Genomic DNA, 16,644 nt, shown 5'->3' with positions numbered 1-16,644 from the left:
TCAGCCCTTATTGCCTTGGCGCCGGGCACGCAGGTCATGCACCCATTGTGCGAACCGGTAGAAATGGTTGAGTTGTTGCTTGAGAAAACCCAGCTTGATCAGTGAATGCGTTTGCAGTGAATAGTGGGATTTGAACGCGGTCTTGTGTGAATCCTGTTTCAGGACGGTGTACTCCAGGCCCAGGTCGCGTTGGCTGTCGACCAGCCGGTGAGGATGCTGCGCCAGCATCCGGTGGATCGCCAGCGAGTACGCAATGGGCCCGGTCACACGCAGTACGCCCGGCTTGCCCGTTCCGTGTAAACCGGGAATATAGGTATCGATATTGGCCAGGACGTTGTCGATGACTGAACGCAGGAAAGGATGGCCGGGCGAAGCAGCGATGTACCACTGCTGAAATTCGCGGCCACCGAATCCACGCAATTCGTAATGCTTGCCCCAGACATCGTAGCCGTCGTTGTCGTTGTTCCACTCGGACAGCAAGAACTGGTCTTGTGGCAGCAGCACGGCATCGAGTGGCCTGGTTGCGGTACTTTTTATGTCGAGATACACGCCGCCGACCTTGTACAGCAGCAGATAACGGAACAAGTCGGCACGTGCAGCACCGTAGCGGGAATCGATCCGTTCGAAATAGGCCAGTACTTCGGGTGGATAGTTTGCTGAAATGAATTTGATGATTGCGGCATCGTCGTAAAAACGGTATTCCCAGCCGGGATTGAGTTGCTTGAGTTGATCGACGTTTTTTTGTAACGCCTCAGGCAATTCCGGATTGTAAAAAGTCTGGTGAATAATGCGGGGAATCGTTGCCTGTGCCGGCACCTCGGGAAATACGCGTTTCTGTGGCGCGAGATTCAAGGATGGAAACAGGAGCGTTTTAATGGACATAATCGTTATTCTGAAATTCAAGCAATACGTTGTTGCAAACAGGGGATGCAAGGCATGGGAATCATGCCTACCCTAGCATCAACCGCCTGCTACTGCAATCGAATTTTGCGCGCGGGCGAATCGCTGGAATAGGCGGATTGATTCAACTGAGGTGCAGCGCGCGAGCGAGCGCCGGCAAGATTTTGGTAGTATGGCTGTCAAATGAAACTGCAGATTCTGGATGCTGACGGGATTCCAGATTATCTCAACCGCTATTTAAACTGTCTGGCATTCATGGAAATTTGTTTAGTTATTCCCAGTTACAATCGGGCAGATCTGATTGGCGCCACGATCGAGAGCGCGTTGAACCAGACTCGCCCATTTGCACAGATCATTGTCGTCGACGATGCATCGACCGATCATACGCTCGAGGTCTTGAAGCAATTCGAAGATCGCATCACGGTCATTGCCGCGCCCAAGATCGGCGTGCAGCGCGCACGCAATATGGGCGTCGAGCGCGCCAGCACGCCCTATGTCACCCTGTGCGATTCCGATGACCTGCTCACGCCCGACCACGTCGCCACGGTGCACGCCTGGCTCGAGGCTAACCCAGGGTACGATACCGTGTATACCAACCATCAGGTATTTACCGGGGACGATCTACAGAAAGACACGTTTTCACGGGCGCCGGCAGGTTTTTTTGACGGCAGCCGCAGCGAAACCAATTTCACTGCCGACATACCGGATTTATACGCCAAGACCAGCCAGTTCCAGCTGCTCCTGGTGAGCGGCGTGACGTTGAAAAAGTCGTTCTACACGCGTATTGGCGGGTTCGATCCGGCATTCGATGGCGTACCGTCCGAAGATTGGGAATTCTCACTGCGTGTTGTCAACGCAGGTAACGTCGCGTTGTGCATGGCGCCGATTACCCTGATCCGGCGTCATCCCGGTAATGAATCGAAAAGCAAACTGCGCCAGCGCTTGGGTGAAATCGCCGTGCTCGAGCACGCCAACTTGCATCACGGCCGACCGCAAGCCGATCGCGCCATATTCAAGTCGATGATCGACCACCACCGCCTGTGGGCGTTCGAAGAAGCGTTTGGCCGGAAAAAACTGGCCCTGGCTGCCTGTATTTTCCCGCTATTGGGAAAACATACCGATTCAATGAAGTTTCGCATCAAAAGCATCTTGATCAGGGCCTATATGGTCGTCACAAATTTCTCGCCATTGCCGCCCCAGCGCCAATATAAAGACGCGATTGAATAACCCGATCTCGACTATTTTTAATTCTTATCTGGACGCCCCATGACTGCAATGCCACGGCTCATCACCTTTTATCTGCCCCAGTACTATCCGGTTCCGGACAATGACAAATTCTGGGGCAAGGGTTTCACCGAATGGACCAATACTGCCAAGGCACGGCGCCGGTTTCCGGGGCATTACCAGCCCCACGTGCCGGCCGACCTGGGTTTCTACGATTTGCGCGTGGCGGAAACCCGCCAGGCGCAGGCGGACCTTGCGCGGCAATACGGCATCGAGGGCTTCTGCTATTACCACTACTGGTTCGGCAACGGCAAACGCGTGCTCGAACGGCCATTCGCCGAAGTGCTGGCGTCGGGAGAACCGGATTTCCCGTTCTGCCTGTGCTGGGCCAACGAAACCTGGAGCGGCGTCTGGCACGGCGCCGAGAACCGCGTACTGATCGAACAAACGTATCCAGGCGCCGAAGACGACCAGCGCCATTTCGATTCCCTGCTGCCGGCATTCAACGACCGGCGCTACATGAAGGTCGATGGCAAGCCCATCTTTGTCGTGTACCGTCCATTCAAGATCACCGACACGAAAGCGACGATTGCGCGCTGGCGTGAAATGGCCGCCAAAGCCGGGCTGCCAGGGATTTACTTTGTGGGTGTCTGCAGTGCGGATCAACCGAATCCCGAAGATTTCGGGTTCGATGCGTCGATCTACAACGCGAATGCGCCATTGCGTGCATGGGGCAGCTGGAAAAATCCTGTCACGCTCTTCAAGCATGCGGCGTATCGCCGGCTGGGTGTGCCCACCATTCACGATTACGAAAAGTCGATCAAGTACTTCCTGCCCGATGCGCTGCCGGCGACACGCTATCCGTCGGTCATCAATAGCTGGGATAACACGCCACGCAGCGGCGTGCGCGGCCTGGTATTGACGGGCGCTACGCCGCAGCTGTACGGCAAGGCGCTCAAGAAAGCGTTCGACCTGACGCGTGACCGCGCCCAGGGCGCCGATGCCCGCCTGGTGTTCCTGAAGTCATGGAATGAGTGGGCAGAAGGCAATCACCTGGAGCCGGATCTGCGCGACGGTCACCAGTACCTGGAAGCGATTGCAATCGAACTGAAGCGGGAGAAAGAGCGCCTGGGACAGACAACGATCAGCGATCCTGTCACCCAGGCATAGGGCGCACACATCAAGCCCGGCGCGGCGCCATCAGGCGCGCGTCGGCGCCCAGTCGCGGTACCAGGTCCAGAAGTTGGCCAGGCCCGTCGCCAGCGGCGTGGTAGGCGCAAAGTCGACCCAGGCCTTGAGCTTGGCGATCGACGCATGCGTGGCCGGCACGTCGCCCGGCTGCATCGGCAAGAATTCCTTGCGCGCTTCGACGCCCATCACGGACTCGAGCGTGCGGATGAACTCGAGCACCTGCACCGGATTGTGGTTGCCGATGTTGAACACCGTATGCGGCGCGCTGGTCGCCGTGGCCGGCGTCGGCTTGAACAGCAGACGCACCACACCTTCGACGATGTCATCGATATAGGTGAAGTCGCGCGTGAGCAAGCCTTCAGCGAACACGGGAATCGTGGCGCCGCGCATCATCTTCTCGGCAAAGCTGAAATACGCCATGTCGGGCCGGCCCCACGGACCGTACACCGTGAAGAAGCGCAAACCGGTGGCCGGCAACTTGAACAGGTGGCTGTACGAGTGCGCCATCAGTTCATTGGACTTCTTGGTGGCGGCGTACAGCGACACGGGCGCATCGACCTGGTCATCTTCGCTGAACGGGACCTTGGCATTGTTGCCGTACACGCTGCTGCTGCTGGCGTACAACAAGTGCTCGATCGCCCCCTGGCGACAGGCTTCGAGGATATTCCCGAAGCCCACCAGGTTCGACTGGATATACACGGACGGATTGTCGATCGAGTAGCGCACGCCGGCTTGCGCCGCCAGGTGCACCACCAGCTGCGGCCGCTCGCGCTCGAACAGGGCGGCGACCTGCGCTGCATCGCTCAGTTCGACCGTGTGGCAGACGACGCCGGCAGGTGCGAGCAGCGCGCGCACCCGGTCATGCTTGAGGCGCGGATCGTAATAATCGTTGAAGTTATCGCAGCCGACGACCTGATGGCCCATGGCCGCCAGGCGCGCGGCCACGAAGCTGCCGACAAAGCCGGCAGCGCCCGTCACGAGGATCCGCTGGGCTGGCATCAGGCGGCCGTCCGGCTGACGCGGCCAATCCCTTCGTAGGCCAGGCCGGCAGCAGCAACGACGGCCGGATCGTAGATGTTACGGCCATCGAAGATCGCCTTGTCGCGCAGGATGGTGGCCAGGCCAGCGAAGTCCGGTGCACGGAATTCTTTCCATTCGGTGACCAGGACCAGCGCATCGGCGCCTTCGGTTGCTGCGGCGGCCGAGCTGACGATCGTCAGCATCGACTCGACGCGCGCGGCGCCGTGTTCGCGTTCCAGGACGCGCAGCGCTTCGCTGCTGGCGACCGGATCGTAGGCGCGCACGTGGCAGCCGGCGTCGAACAGTTCTTTGAGCAGCACCAGGCTTGGCGCTTCGCGCATGTCATCGGTGTTCGGCTTGAACGACAGGCCCCACACGGCGACCGTCTTGCCCTTGAGGCCTTCGACGCCGCCGTAGAAGCGCGTGAGCTTCTTGAACAGCACGTTTTTCTGGTTGTCGTTGACCAGTTCGGTCGCTTCCAGGATGTGCAGCACCTGGCCATGATCGCCACCGGTCTTGACCAGCGCTTTCACGTCTTTCGGGAAGCACGAACCGCCGTAGCCCATGCCGGCGTACAGGAACTGCGAACCGATGCGCGGGTCCAGGCCCATGCCGTGGCGCACGGCCTCGATGTCGGCGCCCAGCACTTCGGCCAGGTTGGCCAGCTCGTTCATGAAGCTGATGCGGGTGGCCAGCATGGCGTTGGCGGCGTACTTGGTCAGCTCGGCGCTGCGCACGTCCATCTCGACCAGCTTTTCGTGGTTGCGGCTGAATGGTGCGTACAGCTGGCGCATCAGCTTGGTTGCGACGGTGTCGTCGCTGCCGACGACGATGCGGTCAGGCCGCATGAAGTCGTCGATGGCCGCGCCTTCTTTCAGGAATTCAGGGTTGCTCACCACCGAGAACGACAGCGTGCTGCCGCGCTTGTCGAGCTCGCCCTGGATGGCGGCGCGCACTTTATCGGCGGTACCGACCGGCACGGTCGACTTGTCGACCACGACCACTGGCTTGTCGATGCGCTGACCGATCGAACGGGCGGCGGCCAGGATGTGGGTCAGGTCGGCGCTGCCATCTTCGTCAGGCGGCGTGCCCACTGCCAGGAACACGCAGTCCGCGTGCGCGACAGCTTCGTCGTAGCTGGTCGAAAACAGCAGGCGACCTGCCTTGGCGTTGCGCTCGACCATGTTGTCGAGGCCAGGCTCGTGAATCGGAATGACGCCGTTCTTGAGCATTGCAATTTTTTCTTCGTTGACGTCGAGACACAGTACAGTGTTGCCGACATCGGCGAAGCAAGCGCCTGAAACGAGCCCGACGTAGCCGGTGCCAATGATGGTGATCTTCATGATTTATATTGGGGAACTAGGTAACTGAAAAATAGAACCGGGCAGAGCAGCACGGCGAACCAGGCTATTTTTCCACAGATTGAAAAATAATTGCCACACGTAACAAATGCGTACAAAACTTGAATTATAGTATCATGGTTGTCAAAAATTTATGCGTTTGCTCGCCAATTGTGCTGCCCTCAGGCAAAATTTTTCGCATAATCACGACATTGCAGTTCAACACTTCCACTCCCGGATCCACGCATCCGGCGGTGCACCGATCAGCACCCGGCACGACACGATGAAGTTACTCACCTTTAGCACCCTGTATCCCAATTCACAGCAACCGAACCACGGCATCTTCGTGGAAACCCGATTGCGCTACCTGATTGCCAGCGGGCAGGTCGAGTCACGTGTCGTGGCGCCAGTGCCATGGTTCCCGCTCAAAGGAGAGCGTTTCGGCCATTATGGCACCCTGGCCAAGGTGCCGCGGCGCGAAACACGCAACGGCATCGACGTCACGCACCCGCGCTACCTGGTGCTGCCGCGCGTGGGCATGAACGTCACGCCCTACACGCTGGCGCATGCGGCCAAAAAGGAGATCGGCCGCATCCTCGACAGCGGCTACGATTTCGATGCCATCGACGCCCACTATTTCTACCCTGACGGGGTGGCGGCCGTCATGCTCGGCAAGCACTTCAACAAGCCGGTGGTGATCACGGCGCGCGGCACCGACATCAACCTGATTCCCCAGTTCGCACGGCCGCGCCAGCTGATCCTGGACGCGGCGCGCGACGCCGACGGCATCATCACCGTGTGCAAGGCGCTCAAGGACGAGATGGTGGGCCTGGGCGTTGCGCCCGACAATATCACCCCGCTGCGCAACGGCGTCGATCTGGAGCGCTTTGCGCCCATCGACCGCGCTGCTGCGCGCGCCGCCGTCGGGCTGGCGCCGGGACGCTTCACGCTGCTGTCGGTCGGCCTGCTCGATCCGCGCAAGGCGCACGACCTGATCATCCGCGCCCTGCCCCAGTTGCCGGACGTCGACCTCCTGATCGCCGGCATCGGCCCGGAAAAAAACAATCTGGAGCGTCTGGCGCGTGAATTGAACGTGCAGGACCGTGTCAAACTCCTGGGCAGCGTGCCGCAGACCGAACTGAAAACGTATTACAACGCCGCCGACACCCTGGTGCTGGCGTCGAGCCGCGAAGGCTGGGCCAATGTGCTGCTCGAAAGCATGGCGTGCGGCACCCCGGTGGTGGCCAGCAATGTGTGGGGCACGCCCGAAGTGGTGGCGGCGCCGGCTGCCGGCGTCCTAATGCCGCAGCGCACGCCCGAAGGCCTGGTCGCGGCGCTGAGCCAGTTGCGCGCCAACTACCCGGCGCACAGCGCCACCCGCCGCTATGCCGAAGATTTCGGCTGGCAACCGACCACCCAGGGCCAGATCGACCTGTTCCACTCCATCTTGGCGAGAAAAGCCGCGTGAAAATCCTTTATCACCACCGTACCCGTTCCAAGGACGGCCAGTACGTCCACATCGAAGAAATGATCCGCGCGCTGCGCGCCGAAGGCCATGAGGTCGTGATCGTGGCGCCACCGAGCGCCGAAACCGAATCGTTCGGCTCGGATGCCGGCCCGGTCGCCTGGCTCAAGCGCCATGTGCCGAAGACGTTCTATGAATTGATGGAGCTGTCGTATTCCCTGGTCGCGTACCGGCGCCTGGCCAAGGCCGTCAAGCAGCACCGCCCGGACGTGCTGTATGAACGCTACAACCTGTTCCTGCCGGCAGGCATCTGGCTGGCGCGCAAGTACAAGCTGCCGATGCTGCTCGAAGTGAACGCCCCCATCCTGGAAGAGCGCACCCGTTACGACGGCCTGGCGCTGACGAAGCTGGGCCGCTGGTCGCAGGCGTATGCGTGGCGCAACGCCGACATGGTGCTGCCGGTCACGCACGTGCTGGGCGAGATCGTGCAGGCCTACGGCGTGCCGCCGGAACGCATCGACGTGATCCCGAACGGCATCGACCCCGAACGCTTTGCCGGCGCGCCGGACGTGGAACAGGCCAAGCGCGCGCTGGGCCTGCAGGATGTGCTGGTGCTGGGCTTTACCGGTTTCGTGCGCGACTGGCACGGCCTGGACAAGGTGATCGAACTGATCGCGCAGGATCCGCCGGATGCACGGCGGCACCTGCTGGTCGTCGGCGACGGCCCCGTGCGTGCCACGCTCGAACAGCAGGCGCGCGACCTGGGCATCGGACACCGCGTGCAGTTCACCGGCATCATCGGCCGCGACGACGTGGCGCGTTACGTGGCGGCGTTTGACATTGCACTGCAACCGGCCGTGGTGAAGTATGCTTCACCCTTGAAGCTGTTCGAATATCTGGCGCTGGGCAAGGCAATTGTCGGCCCGGACCAGCCGAATATCCGCGAGATCCTGCGCGCCGACCACAACGCCGTGCTGTTCGACCCGGATGCGCCCGGCGGCCTGGCAGGCGCGGTCAAGCGCCTGTGCGACGACCCTCTGCTGCGCGCCCGCGTGGCGCAAGGCGCGCGCGATGCCATCGACGAGCAGCAGCTGACGTGGCGCGCCAATGCGCGCCGCGCCGTCACCCTGTTCGAAAGGTTGATCCAGCGTGCGTGACCTTATCCTGTTCCTCGCCTTCGTGGGGATCATGCCATTCATCTTCAAGCGGCCCGTCGTGGGCGCCATGGCATACGCCGTGGTCAGCCTGATGAACCCGCACCGCCTGACCTTTGGCTCGGCGCAGAATTTCCCGTTTGCGATGTACCTGTGCCTGGCGACGCTGGCCGCGATCCTGATTTCGCGCGAGCAGAAGAAGATCCCGATGTCGGCGCCGGTGGTGGTCATGCTGCTGTTTTTCACCTGGTACACCATCACGACCATCTTCGCGCAACTGCCGTTCCAGGCGTGGAACTACTGGGACCGCTACGCCAAGACCATGCTGATGGTCTTCGTGACCGTCATGACCGTGCGCACGGCACGCGACGTCAAGGTGCTGGCGCTGGTGATCGCGCTGTCGCTGGGCTTCTGGGGTTTCAAGAGCGGCATCTTCGTGATCTTCAGCGGCGGCGGCGAAGGCTTGCGCGGCCCGATGAACAGCTTCATCAGCGACAATAATACGCTGGCGCTGTCGATGGTGACGATCACGCCGCTGCTCGTCTACATGACGACCCGCACGCAGAACAAGTGGGTCAAGCGTGCGGCGCTGAGCATGGTGGCGCTGACCATGCTGGCGGCGATCGGTTCGTATTCGCGCGGCGCGCTGCTGGGAACGTTCGCCATGGGCTTCTTCCTGTGGCTCAAATCGACCCACAAGTTCAAGACGGGACTGGCCTTCGTGCTGATCGTGCCGATCGTGTTCGCCCTGATGCCGCCCGAGTGGACCGGCCGCATGAACACCATCCAGACCTATGACGAAGATGCGTCGGCGACCGGCCGCATCAATTCCTGGTATTTCGCAGCCAATATCGCCAACCACTTCGCGCTGGGCGGCGGACCGGGCGTGTTCTCGCCACAGATGTTCCTGCTGTACGCCCCGAATCCCGAGCGCTATTACGATGCCCACAGCATCTATTTCCAGGTGCTGGGCGAACAGGGCTACATGGGACTGGCGATTTTCCTGACCATGTTCGTGGTGGCGTGGCGCTGCGGCGGGCGGGTGATCCGCCATTGCCGTGGCAAGGAAGATCTCGCCTGGGCGCTGATGCTGGCCCGGATGTGCCAGGTCAGCATCATCGGCTATCTCGCTGCGGGTGCATTCCTGACGATGGCGTATTACGACCTGATCTACTACATCATCACGATCCTGGCGTGCCTCGACAAGGTATTGATCCGGGCGCCGCAGAAAGACGACGTGCCGCCGATGCGCCTTGCGTTCATCGAACGCTACCTGGCGCGCCGCACGGCGAAAAAAACAGCGCGGGCCGCCGTGGCGCGCCCGCGCAGCGGCGCCTGAGCCGCAGGTCAGCCTTAGGCCAGCCTCAGACCAGTACCTCCAGCGCCGCCGGATGGCCGAGAAAACCGGCCGGGCTGGCGCTGGCGCCGTACGCACCCGACTGGAACACCACCACCAGGTCGCCCACGCGGGCGTGGGCCAGTTCCATGCGCTCGGCCAGGATGTCGAGCGGCGTGCACAGCGGGCCAGTGGCCGATGCCGGGCCGCTGTCCGGCGCATCGTTCTGCGCATTCATGCGGTTGCCGATCGCGACCGGATAATTCTTGCGGATCACCTGGCCCAGGTTGCCTGATGCCGCCAGGTGATGGTGCATGCCACCATCCAGCACCAGAAATACCTGGCCGCGCGAGACCTTGCGGTCGATCACGCGCGCCACGTACACGCCCGCTTCGCCGACCAGATAGCGGCCCATTTCCAGCGCCAGGCGCGCCTGCGGCAATGCCTCGGCCAGGCGCGGCAGCCACGCTGCCAGATGCGCACCCATCGGCGCCGGATCCAGGCGCTGTTCGCCCGGGAAGTACGGGATGCCCAGGCCGCCGCCGATATTCAGCTGGCGCACCGCCAGCGGGCTCTCGCCAGCCAGTTGGATCGCCAGTTCGATGCTGCGCGACTGGGACTCGATGATGGCGTCCAGGCGCAGGCTCTGCGAACCGCTGTAAATGTGGAAACCTTCGAAATCGACCCCCAGCGCCGCCGCCTGGCGCAATACGTCCGGCGCCTGCTCGGCGTCGATGCCGAACGGCTTGGCGCCCCCGCCCATGCGCATGCCGGACGATTTGAGTTCGAATTCGGGATTGATGCGCAGCGCCACCCGCGGCGCGATGCCCAGCAGGTCGCCGATGCGCGCCGCGTTGTCGAGCTCATGCTGCGACTCGATGTTCAGGCAGGCGCCGGCGGCAATCGCCTGGGTCAGCTCCCCCTCGAGCTTGGCCGGGCCGGCAAAGCTGATGCGGGCCGGGTCGATCCCGGTGTTGAGTGCGATGGCCAGTTCGCTGCCCGAGGCAACGTCCAGCCCGTCGACCAGGCCTGCCATATGCTGCACCAGCGCCGGCATCGGATTGGCCTTGATCGAATAGTGCAGCGCGACCTGCGGCGGCAGGATCGCGCGCAGGCTGGCCACGCGCGCGCTGCACAGGGCGCGGTCGATCGCATAGAACGGCGTGCGGCCGACGCGCTGCGCCAGGCGCGGCAGCGGAATGCCGCTGACGTGCAGGACATCGTCGACGACCGGGAAGTAGATCTGGGGAGCGTGCTGGGGCTTGGTGCCGGTCATGGGCTAGCGGTCAATACAAAGAAATTGGCGCCGGCGCTAGCCGGCCTGGAGGGTATGGCGAAGCAGGTTGCGGTCGATCTTGCCGTTCGGGTTGCGCGGCAATGCTTCGGTGCGCAGCACGATCTGCGCCGGCACCATGTACGCCGGCAGGCGGCGCTTGCATTCGGCCAGCAAGGCGGCGCGGTCGACCAGGCCGGGATCGGCCACGGCCACGGCGACAATGGCCTGGCCCAGCGTGGCGTCGTCGACGCCGAACACCGCGACTTCGCTGACCAGGCCACTGGCGTGCAGCACGCTCTCGACCTCGGTCGGGCTGATGCGGTAACCGGAGACCTTGATCATCTCGTCGCTGCGGCCCACGAAATACAGGAAGCCGTCGGCGTCACGGCGCACGGTGTCGCCCGACCAGACCGCCATTTCAGGCAGCGGCAGCGCCGGATCCTGGCCGGGCGCCGGGCGAAAACGCAGGGCCGTGCGCGCCGCATCGTTCCAGTAGCCGAGCGCCACCAGCGCGCCACGGTGCACCAGCTCGCCCGGTTCATCGGCGTCGCACAGCGTGCCGTCGGGTCGCACCACGAGCACTTCGGCATTCGGGATCGCGCGCCCGATCGAGCCGGGCCGGCGCGCTACCTCGGCCGGTGGCAGATAGGTCGAGCGGAACGCTTCGGTCAGGCCGTACATCAGGAAGATCGCCGTGTGCGGCAGCGCCTGCTGCAAGGCCTCGACCGTCACGACCGGCATCGCGCCACCGGAATTGGTGATGAAGCGCAGCGAGGTATCGGCCGGCCAAGCCAGACGCGCCAGCGCGATCCACAGCGGCGGCACGGCGGCCAGGCCGGTGATGCGGTGCTCGCGCACGGCAGCGACGATATCCTTGGGGAACAGGTAATTCATGAGCACCACCGACGCGCCGCGCAGGAAGGCGGTGGTGAGCTGGCTCAGGCCATAGTCAAAACTGAGCGGTAGCACTGCCAGCAGGCGATCCGCCGCCGTCATGCCGAGGTAGTCGGCGACGCTGGCGGCGCCGGCGACCATATTCCGGTGCGACAGCACCACGCCTTTGGGCGCACCGGTGCTGCCCGAGGTGTACAGGATCGCGGCCATGTCGGTGTCGATGCGGCGATGCGGCAGATGCCCGGCTGGCGGCGTCTGCAAGGCGTTCCATGCCAGCACCTGCGGGCCGGGCGTGCCAGCGGGCGTGCTGGCCAGCGCACCTTCGGTCACCAGCACCGTCTGCAAGGCGGGGCATGCGGCCAGCACGGGCGCCAGCTGCGCCAGGCGCTCGGGCGTGGTCACCAGCAGGCGCACGCTGCAATCGGCCAGGATGTAGGCCACCTGGTCGGGCTTGAGCAGCGGATTGACGGGCACGAACACGCAGCCGGCAGCGGACGCGCCGAACATCGCGGCCACGTTCTCGATCCGCTTTTCCATGTACACGGCCACGCGCTCGCCCGGCTGCAGGCCGCGCGCCAGCAACAGGGCGGCCATCGCCGTTACCTGGCCGGCCAGTGTGCGGTAGGTACAACGCTGCGCGCCGTAGACCAGGGCCTCGGCGTCGGGGGTGCGTGCTGCGCTGTCAAAGATGCTGTCGTGGATCAGGTGATTCATCGCGCTCCGGGCCCTTGCCCGCTGGGGAATGGATGAGACATGGCGCCGCTGGCGGCACCCGTCATCTTACCAGTTCACGCCCATGCGTTGGAGAAACGCTGCCCCTTTGGCGCATGGGGCGCCATGGTATATTTCGATGATGCCGAGTATACACACCAGCGTTCCCGTTCGCCGCCTGATCCCGTCCGTTCCCGTGCTGTCGCTCGCTGCATTTCGTGACGGAGCGGATGCCGGCCGCGCGCTGCCGTCGCTGCTGGACAAGGCCGAGACGCGGCTCGTCACCAGTGGACGCATTGCCATCGGCCTGGCGCTGCGCGCCCTGGGCGTTGGCGCTGGCGACCTGGTGCTGGTGCCGGCCTATCACAGCCCGTCGATGATTCCGCCGGTGCACTGGTGCGGCGCCGACGTCGTGTTCTACCGGGTACTGCCGGACACCTGCGCCGACCTGGCCGACATCCAGGCCAGGCTGGCCGAACACGCTGGCACCAAGGCAATCAAGGCCATCATGGTCACGCATTTTTTCGGCATCCCCCAGGATCTGGCGCTGCTACGCGCACTGTGCGACGCGCGCGGCATCGGCCTGCTCGAAGACTGCGCCCACTGCTTCTTCGGCGAGCGTGACGGTGTCGCGGTCGGCAGCAGCGGCGACTACGCCATCGGCAGCAGCATGAAGTTCTTTCCGATCCACGAAGGCGGTTGCCTGGTATCGCGGCGGCACGCGCTGGACACGCACCTGCAGTCGGCCGGCCTCGGCTTCGAGGCCAAGGCTGCGCTGACCGCCCTGGAAACCAGCTTTTCCTACGGCCGCCTGCCGGCGCTGCGCATGCTCCTGGCTCTGCCGCTGCGCGCCAGGACGCTGCTCTGGAACGCCATGAAGGCCGCGCGCGCGCCGGCCGGCGCGGCTGGTGCAGCCCCCACGTCCAGTCTGGCGCCGTCGTCGTCGGACAGCAGTTTCAGCTTCGATCCACGCTGGGTCGACAAACGCTCGTCGTGGTTTTCGCGGCTGACACTGCGGCTGGCCTCGCATGCACGGATCGTGGCGCGGCGCCGCCAACACTACCTGGCCTTGCACGAGGCGCTGCAGGATGCGCCAGGCTGCCGGCCGCTGTTTGCGGCTTTGCCGGACGGCGCCTGTCCATGGGTGTTTCCGCTGCTGGTCGACGAGGCCGACGCGGTGGCCGAACGGCTGGCGCAGGCTGGCGTGCCGATGGTGCGCTTTGGCGCCACGCTGTGGCCGGGCGTCGACGCCACCGTCTGCGCCACCAGCGTCGAGCTCGGGCAGCGCATGATCGCCCTGCCCTGCCACCAGGCCCTGCGCAGCACCGAACTGGCCTGGATGATCGCCACCGTGCGTCAGGCGCTGCAGGCAAGCGCGAAGGTCGCGGCATGAGCTGGACCGTGGTGCCGGCCAGCCAGTTCGGCGCGCAGATGGCGCGCTGGGACACGCTGCACGCGGCCGGCGCGGCCTCGCCATTGCTGGCCGCCGATTTCGTCGCCGCCCTGCTGGTCAGCTTCGCCGACGGCCGCGAACTGCTGGCATGGCATGACACGGCCGGCGTCACGGACGCGATGACGATCCTGAGCCCGGGCGGCGTCGGCGTCTGGCACACCTTCCAGCCATCCCAGGCGCCGGTGGGCCTGTGGCTGCAGCGCGATGACGGGGCGCCCGCTGCGCTGCTGCGGCCATTGCTGGCACGCCTGCCGGGACCGGCGCTGCTCGTCGGCCTGACCCAGTGCGATCCAATGCTCATGGCGCGCCCGGCGGATGGCGCCTGCGTGCGCACGGCCGACTATATCCGCACCGCCCGCATCACGCTGCGCGGCGCCGGCGGCTTCGATGCGTTCTGGGAGGCGCGCGGCAAGAACCTGCGCAGCAATCTCAAAAAGCAGCGCAACCGGCTGCGCCAGGACGGCATTACGCCGCGCCTGGAGATCTGCCGCGCGCCCGAACAGATGGCGCTAGCCGTGGCCGACTATGGGCGGCTCGAGGGCAGCGGCTGGAAAGCGGCCGGTGGCACAGCCGTCGACGTCGCCAATGCGCAGGGCCAGTTTTACCGCACCATGCTCGAAGCCTTTGCCGCGCGCGGCGCCGCCAGCGTCTACCGGTACTGGCTGGGCGACCAGCTGGCGGCGATGGACCTGTGCGTGGAAGGCGGCGACTGCATCGTCGTGCTCAAGACGGCCTACGACGAGCAGCTGGCGGGCCAGTTGTCGCCAGCGCTGCTGATGCGCGAAGAAGCGTGCCGCCAGCTGTTCGACGACAACCGCTTCGGGCGGATCGAGTTCTATGGTCGCGTCATGGAATGGCATCTGCGCTGGACTGACGAAGTGCGCACGATGTACCACCTGAACGGCTACCGGTGGCCCGGTCTCGCGCGCCTGCACGCCATGCGCAAGCCGGCGCAGCAAAGCGCCGCTTGAGGGCGTGCTGCCGGCTCAGTCGGGGCTGACCGGCACCACCGGGGTGACGACAAGCGCGACAGGCACGACGGGTACCGTGGCCGGGCTGGTAACATCCTGGTCGACGGACTGACGCCGGCCCATCCGGATCAGCGGCAGTTCGAGGTACTGGTAAGAAAAGTGAGCCAGCAGAATGACAATCCCGAGCAAACCGAATACCACCAGTGGCGATTCGAATCCATGGTTTGCCGTCGCCACTTGCTGCCACAGATAAATGGTGTACGAAATCTGTCCCAGATAGGCGAGTAACGCATTGCCGAATAGCGCGCGAATGGATGGCCGTGCCAACGGCGTGCCAAACACGACCCCGCAAATAATGACGGGTGCCACAAGCGGATAAACGACATTCATCAACCAGGCCGGCAGCGCAACAAGGTATACACCGACCAGCAGCGCGATCCCGGCGCACCAGAATGCAAAGGGTAATTTCTTCAGTAACGGCCCCAGGCTGTTTTCATACAGCGCATAGACGCAGCCCCACAGCATGAAAGAAAAAATCGAGACATATAATGCCAGCTCGGGCTGCGCTGCCACTTGCGCGGATAAAACGATGGCAAGCAGCGCACCGATGACAGGCAGGATCGTGCGTCGTTTCCGGGCCATTCCCAAACCAACGAAGAGCATCGGGAACACCAGATAAAACTGTTCTTCGAAAGCCAGGCTCCATGTGTGGCCTGCATACCAGCCACAATTTCCCAGCAAATTGATATTGCAAAGAAATGCCGCAGACTGGGCAAATTGGGGCACGCTCATCTCGATGCTGCCAGTCTGGGCCAGCACAGCAAGAAACAGCAGATACAGCATCAGCGGCGGGACGATACGCAGCACGCGGCGCAGATAAAAATAGCGCATGCTGACCGCACCGTGAACGCTGACTTCTTTCACCATGCCCCTGCAAATGACATAGCCGCTGATGCAAAAGAAGATACTGCACACCCAGCGTGCCCATCGGATGAATACGCCAGATCAGCCCTGGCAGCACCTGGTGATAAATCGGATGGCTATATTCGATAACGTGAGAAAGAATAACCAGGAAAATCGCAAAGAAGCGCCATGCATCGATATAGGGAAGACGATGGGTGTTTTTCATTGTTCTGCAGGGAGAATGTGAAGGAACTGACAGCCGGGGAGAATCTGCAACGCCCACCCCCGGTCGAACACCGCATTGGCCAACCGAAACAAGACAATAGCAACAACCAGGAATAAAGCACCAGTAACTAATTAGTTATTATATTGCGATTAAAGCAATTTCGGCAATAACCATTACCGGTTGCTTTTTCAAAAAAAATATGTCACTCAATTCAACCTGCATGATTGCACGGTCACAACCACGCTTTGCGTCTACTGAATATTTACACGCGCAGTGTCGGGCGCTATAAAAGCTCTGACAAAAAGATACAATGTTCCTTGCGATACAAGAGACGTTGTCTATCGGCGGATTGGGAAAAATGGTGCAGCACCACGATCAAACCGGGCGCCGGATCATTGAAATGTTAAATTGATATTGCTTGTTAATGCTGGCAAACCATTGCATAAACGCGAAGCAGGATCGAATTGCCGCCGCGGGCGTCACGGTCGTGACAAGATGAAAGTGTGGTGTAAATGCTGCACCCGCGGCGCGTTGCCGCAGTTGCAAGGCAGCGCCAGCGCAGGCTGGCGTTGCCCTTGTG

General features: G+C 62.8%; 13 protein-coding genes. 7 read left to right on the top strand and 6 right to left on the bottom strand.

Translation table 11 applies throughout. The annotated features are described in order from the left end of the window. Positions 1-882: a glycosyltransferase family 32 protein gene (locus ACZ0AJ_RS20345; protein ID WP_499456234.1), complete on the bottom strand. Its 882-nt coding sequence runs from the start codon at positions 880-882 to the stop codon at positions 1-3. 201 nt (positions 883-1,083) lie between these two features. On the opposite strand from ACZ0AJ_RS20345, the gene ACZ0AJ_RS20340 reads away from it, so the two are divergent. Next, a complete protein-coding gene (locus tag ACZ0AJ_RS20340; RefSeq protein ID WP_499456233.1) occupies positions 1,084-2,127 on the top strand; it encodes a glycosyltransferase family 2 protein in 1,044 nt (347 codons plus the stop codon). Positions 2,128-2,166: 39 nt separating this feature from the next. Continuing rightward, positions 2,167-3,294, top strand: coding sequence for a glycosyltransferase WbsX family protein (locus tag ACZ0AJ_RS20335; protein ID WP_499456231.1), 1,128 nt, complete (start codon positions 2,167-2,169; stop codon positions 3,292-3,294). 30 nt (positions 3,295-3,324) lie between these two features. On the opposite strand, the gene ACZ0AJ_RS20330 is transcribed toward ACZ0AJ_RS20335, so the two are convergent. Both ACZ0AJ_RS20330 and ACZ0AJ_RS20325 read right to left on the bottom strand, forming a co-directional pair. Then, positions 3,325-4,314, bottom strand: a complete 990-nt coding sequence (locus ACZ0AJ_RS20330) for an NAD-dependent epimerase/dehydratase family protein (RefSeq protein WP_258836994.1) — start codon at positions 4,312-4,314, stop codon at positions 3,325-3,327. Continuing rightward, positions 4,314-5,678 carry a UDP-glucose dehydrogenase family protein gene (locus tag ACZ0AJ_RS20325; RefSeq protein WP_258836993.1) on the bottom strand — a complete coding sequence of 455 codons (1,365 nt, stop codon included), beginning with the start codon at positions 5,676-5,678 and terminating at the stop codon, positions 4,314-4,316. Before ACZ0AJ_RS20325 ends, ACZ0AJ_RS20330 begins: the two co-directional genes overlap by 1 nt. Before the next feature lie 280 nt (positions 5,679-5,958). Between ACZ0AJ_RS20325 and ACZ0AJ_RS20320 the strand changes: the two genes are divergently transcribed. The 3 genes from ACZ0AJ_RS20320 to ACZ0AJ_RS20310 are packed head-to-tail and all read left to right on the top strand — an operon-like array spanning position 5,959 to position 9,633. After that, positions 5,959-7,143, top strand: a complete 1,185-nt coding sequence (locus ACZ0AJ_RS20320) for a glycosyltransferase family 4 protein (RefSeq protein ID WP_499456230.1) — start codon at positions 5,959-5,961, stop codon at positions 7,141-7,143. Next, positions 7,140-8,297, top strand: a complete 1,158-nt coding sequence (locus ACZ0AJ_RS20315; protein WP_499456228.1) for a glycosyltransferase family 4 protein — start codon at positions 7,140-7,142, stop codon at positions 8,295-8,297. The genes ACZ0AJ_RS20320 and ACZ0AJ_RS20315 overlap by 4 nt, the downstream gene beginning before the upstream one ends. Continuing rightward, a complete protein-coding gene (locus tag ACZ0AJ_RS20310) occupies positions 8,290-9,633 on the top strand; it encodes a putative O-glycosylation ligase, exosortase A system-associated (RefSeq protein WP_499456226.1) in 1,344 nt (447 codons plus the stop codon). The genes ACZ0AJ_RS20315 and ACZ0AJ_RS20310 overlap by 8 nt, the downstream gene beginning before the upstream one ends. Positions 9,634-9,658: 25 nt before the next feature. Here ACZ0AJ_RS20310 and ACZ0AJ_RS20305 read toward each other — a convergent pair whose 3' ends face one another. Together ACZ0AJ_RS20305 and ACZ0AJ_RS20300 are read right to left on the bottom strand one after the other, a co-directional pair. Continuing rightward, positions 9,659-10,906 (bottom strand): pyridoxal-dependent decarboxylase, exosortase A system-associated, encoded by a 1,248-nt coding sequence (locus ACZ0AJ_RS20305; RefSeq protein WP_499456225.1) that lies wholly within the window; start codon positions 10,904-10,906, stop codon positions 9,659-9,661. Positions 10,907-10,942: 36 nt separating this feature from the next. Then, positions 10,943-12,514, bottom strand: coding sequence for an acyl-CoA ligase (AMP-forming), exosortase A system-associated (locus tag ACZ0AJ_RS20300; RefSeq protein WP_499456224.1), 1,572 nt, complete (start codon positions 12,512-12,514; stop codon positions 10,943-10,945). Between the two features lie 136 nt (positions 12,515-12,650). Between ACZ0AJ_RS20300 and ACZ0AJ_RS20295 the strand changes: the two genes are divergently transcribed. Together ACZ0AJ_RS20295 and ACZ0AJ_RS20290 are read left to right on the top strand one after the other, a co-directional pair. Next, a complete protein-coding gene (locus ACZ0AJ_RS20295) occupies positions 12,651-13,904 on the top strand; it encodes an aminotransferase class I/II-fold pyridoxal phosphate-dependent enzyme (RefSeq protein ID WP_499456223.1) in 1,254 nt (417 codons plus the stop codon). Beyond that, positions 13,901-14,935 (top strand): GNAT family N-acetyltransferase, encoded by a 1,035-nt coding sequence (locus tag ACZ0AJ_RS20290; protein ID WP_499456222.1) that lies wholly within the window; start codon positions 13,901-13,903, stop codon positions 14,933-14,935. Before ACZ0AJ_RS20295 ends, ACZ0AJ_RS20290 begins: the two co-directional genes overlap by 4 nt. A gap of 15 nt (positions 14,936-14,950) precedes the next feature. Here ACZ0AJ_RS20290 and ACZ0AJ_RS20285 read toward each other — a convergent pair whose 3' ends face one another. Next, positions 14,951-15,928 carry an acyltransferase family protein gene (locus ACZ0AJ_RS20285; protein WP_499456821.1) on the bottom strand — a complete coding sequence of 326 codons (978 nt, stop codon included), beginning with the start codon at positions 15,926-15,928 and terminating at the stop codon, positions 14,951-14,953. Positions 15,929-16,644 lie beyond the last annotated feature (716 nt).

It is taken from the genome of Telluria sp. AC161 (assembly GCF_979258535.1).
The sequence above is the reverse complement of the archived record's forward strand: the minus strand, read 5'-3'. Positions and strand labels throughout refer to the sequence as shown.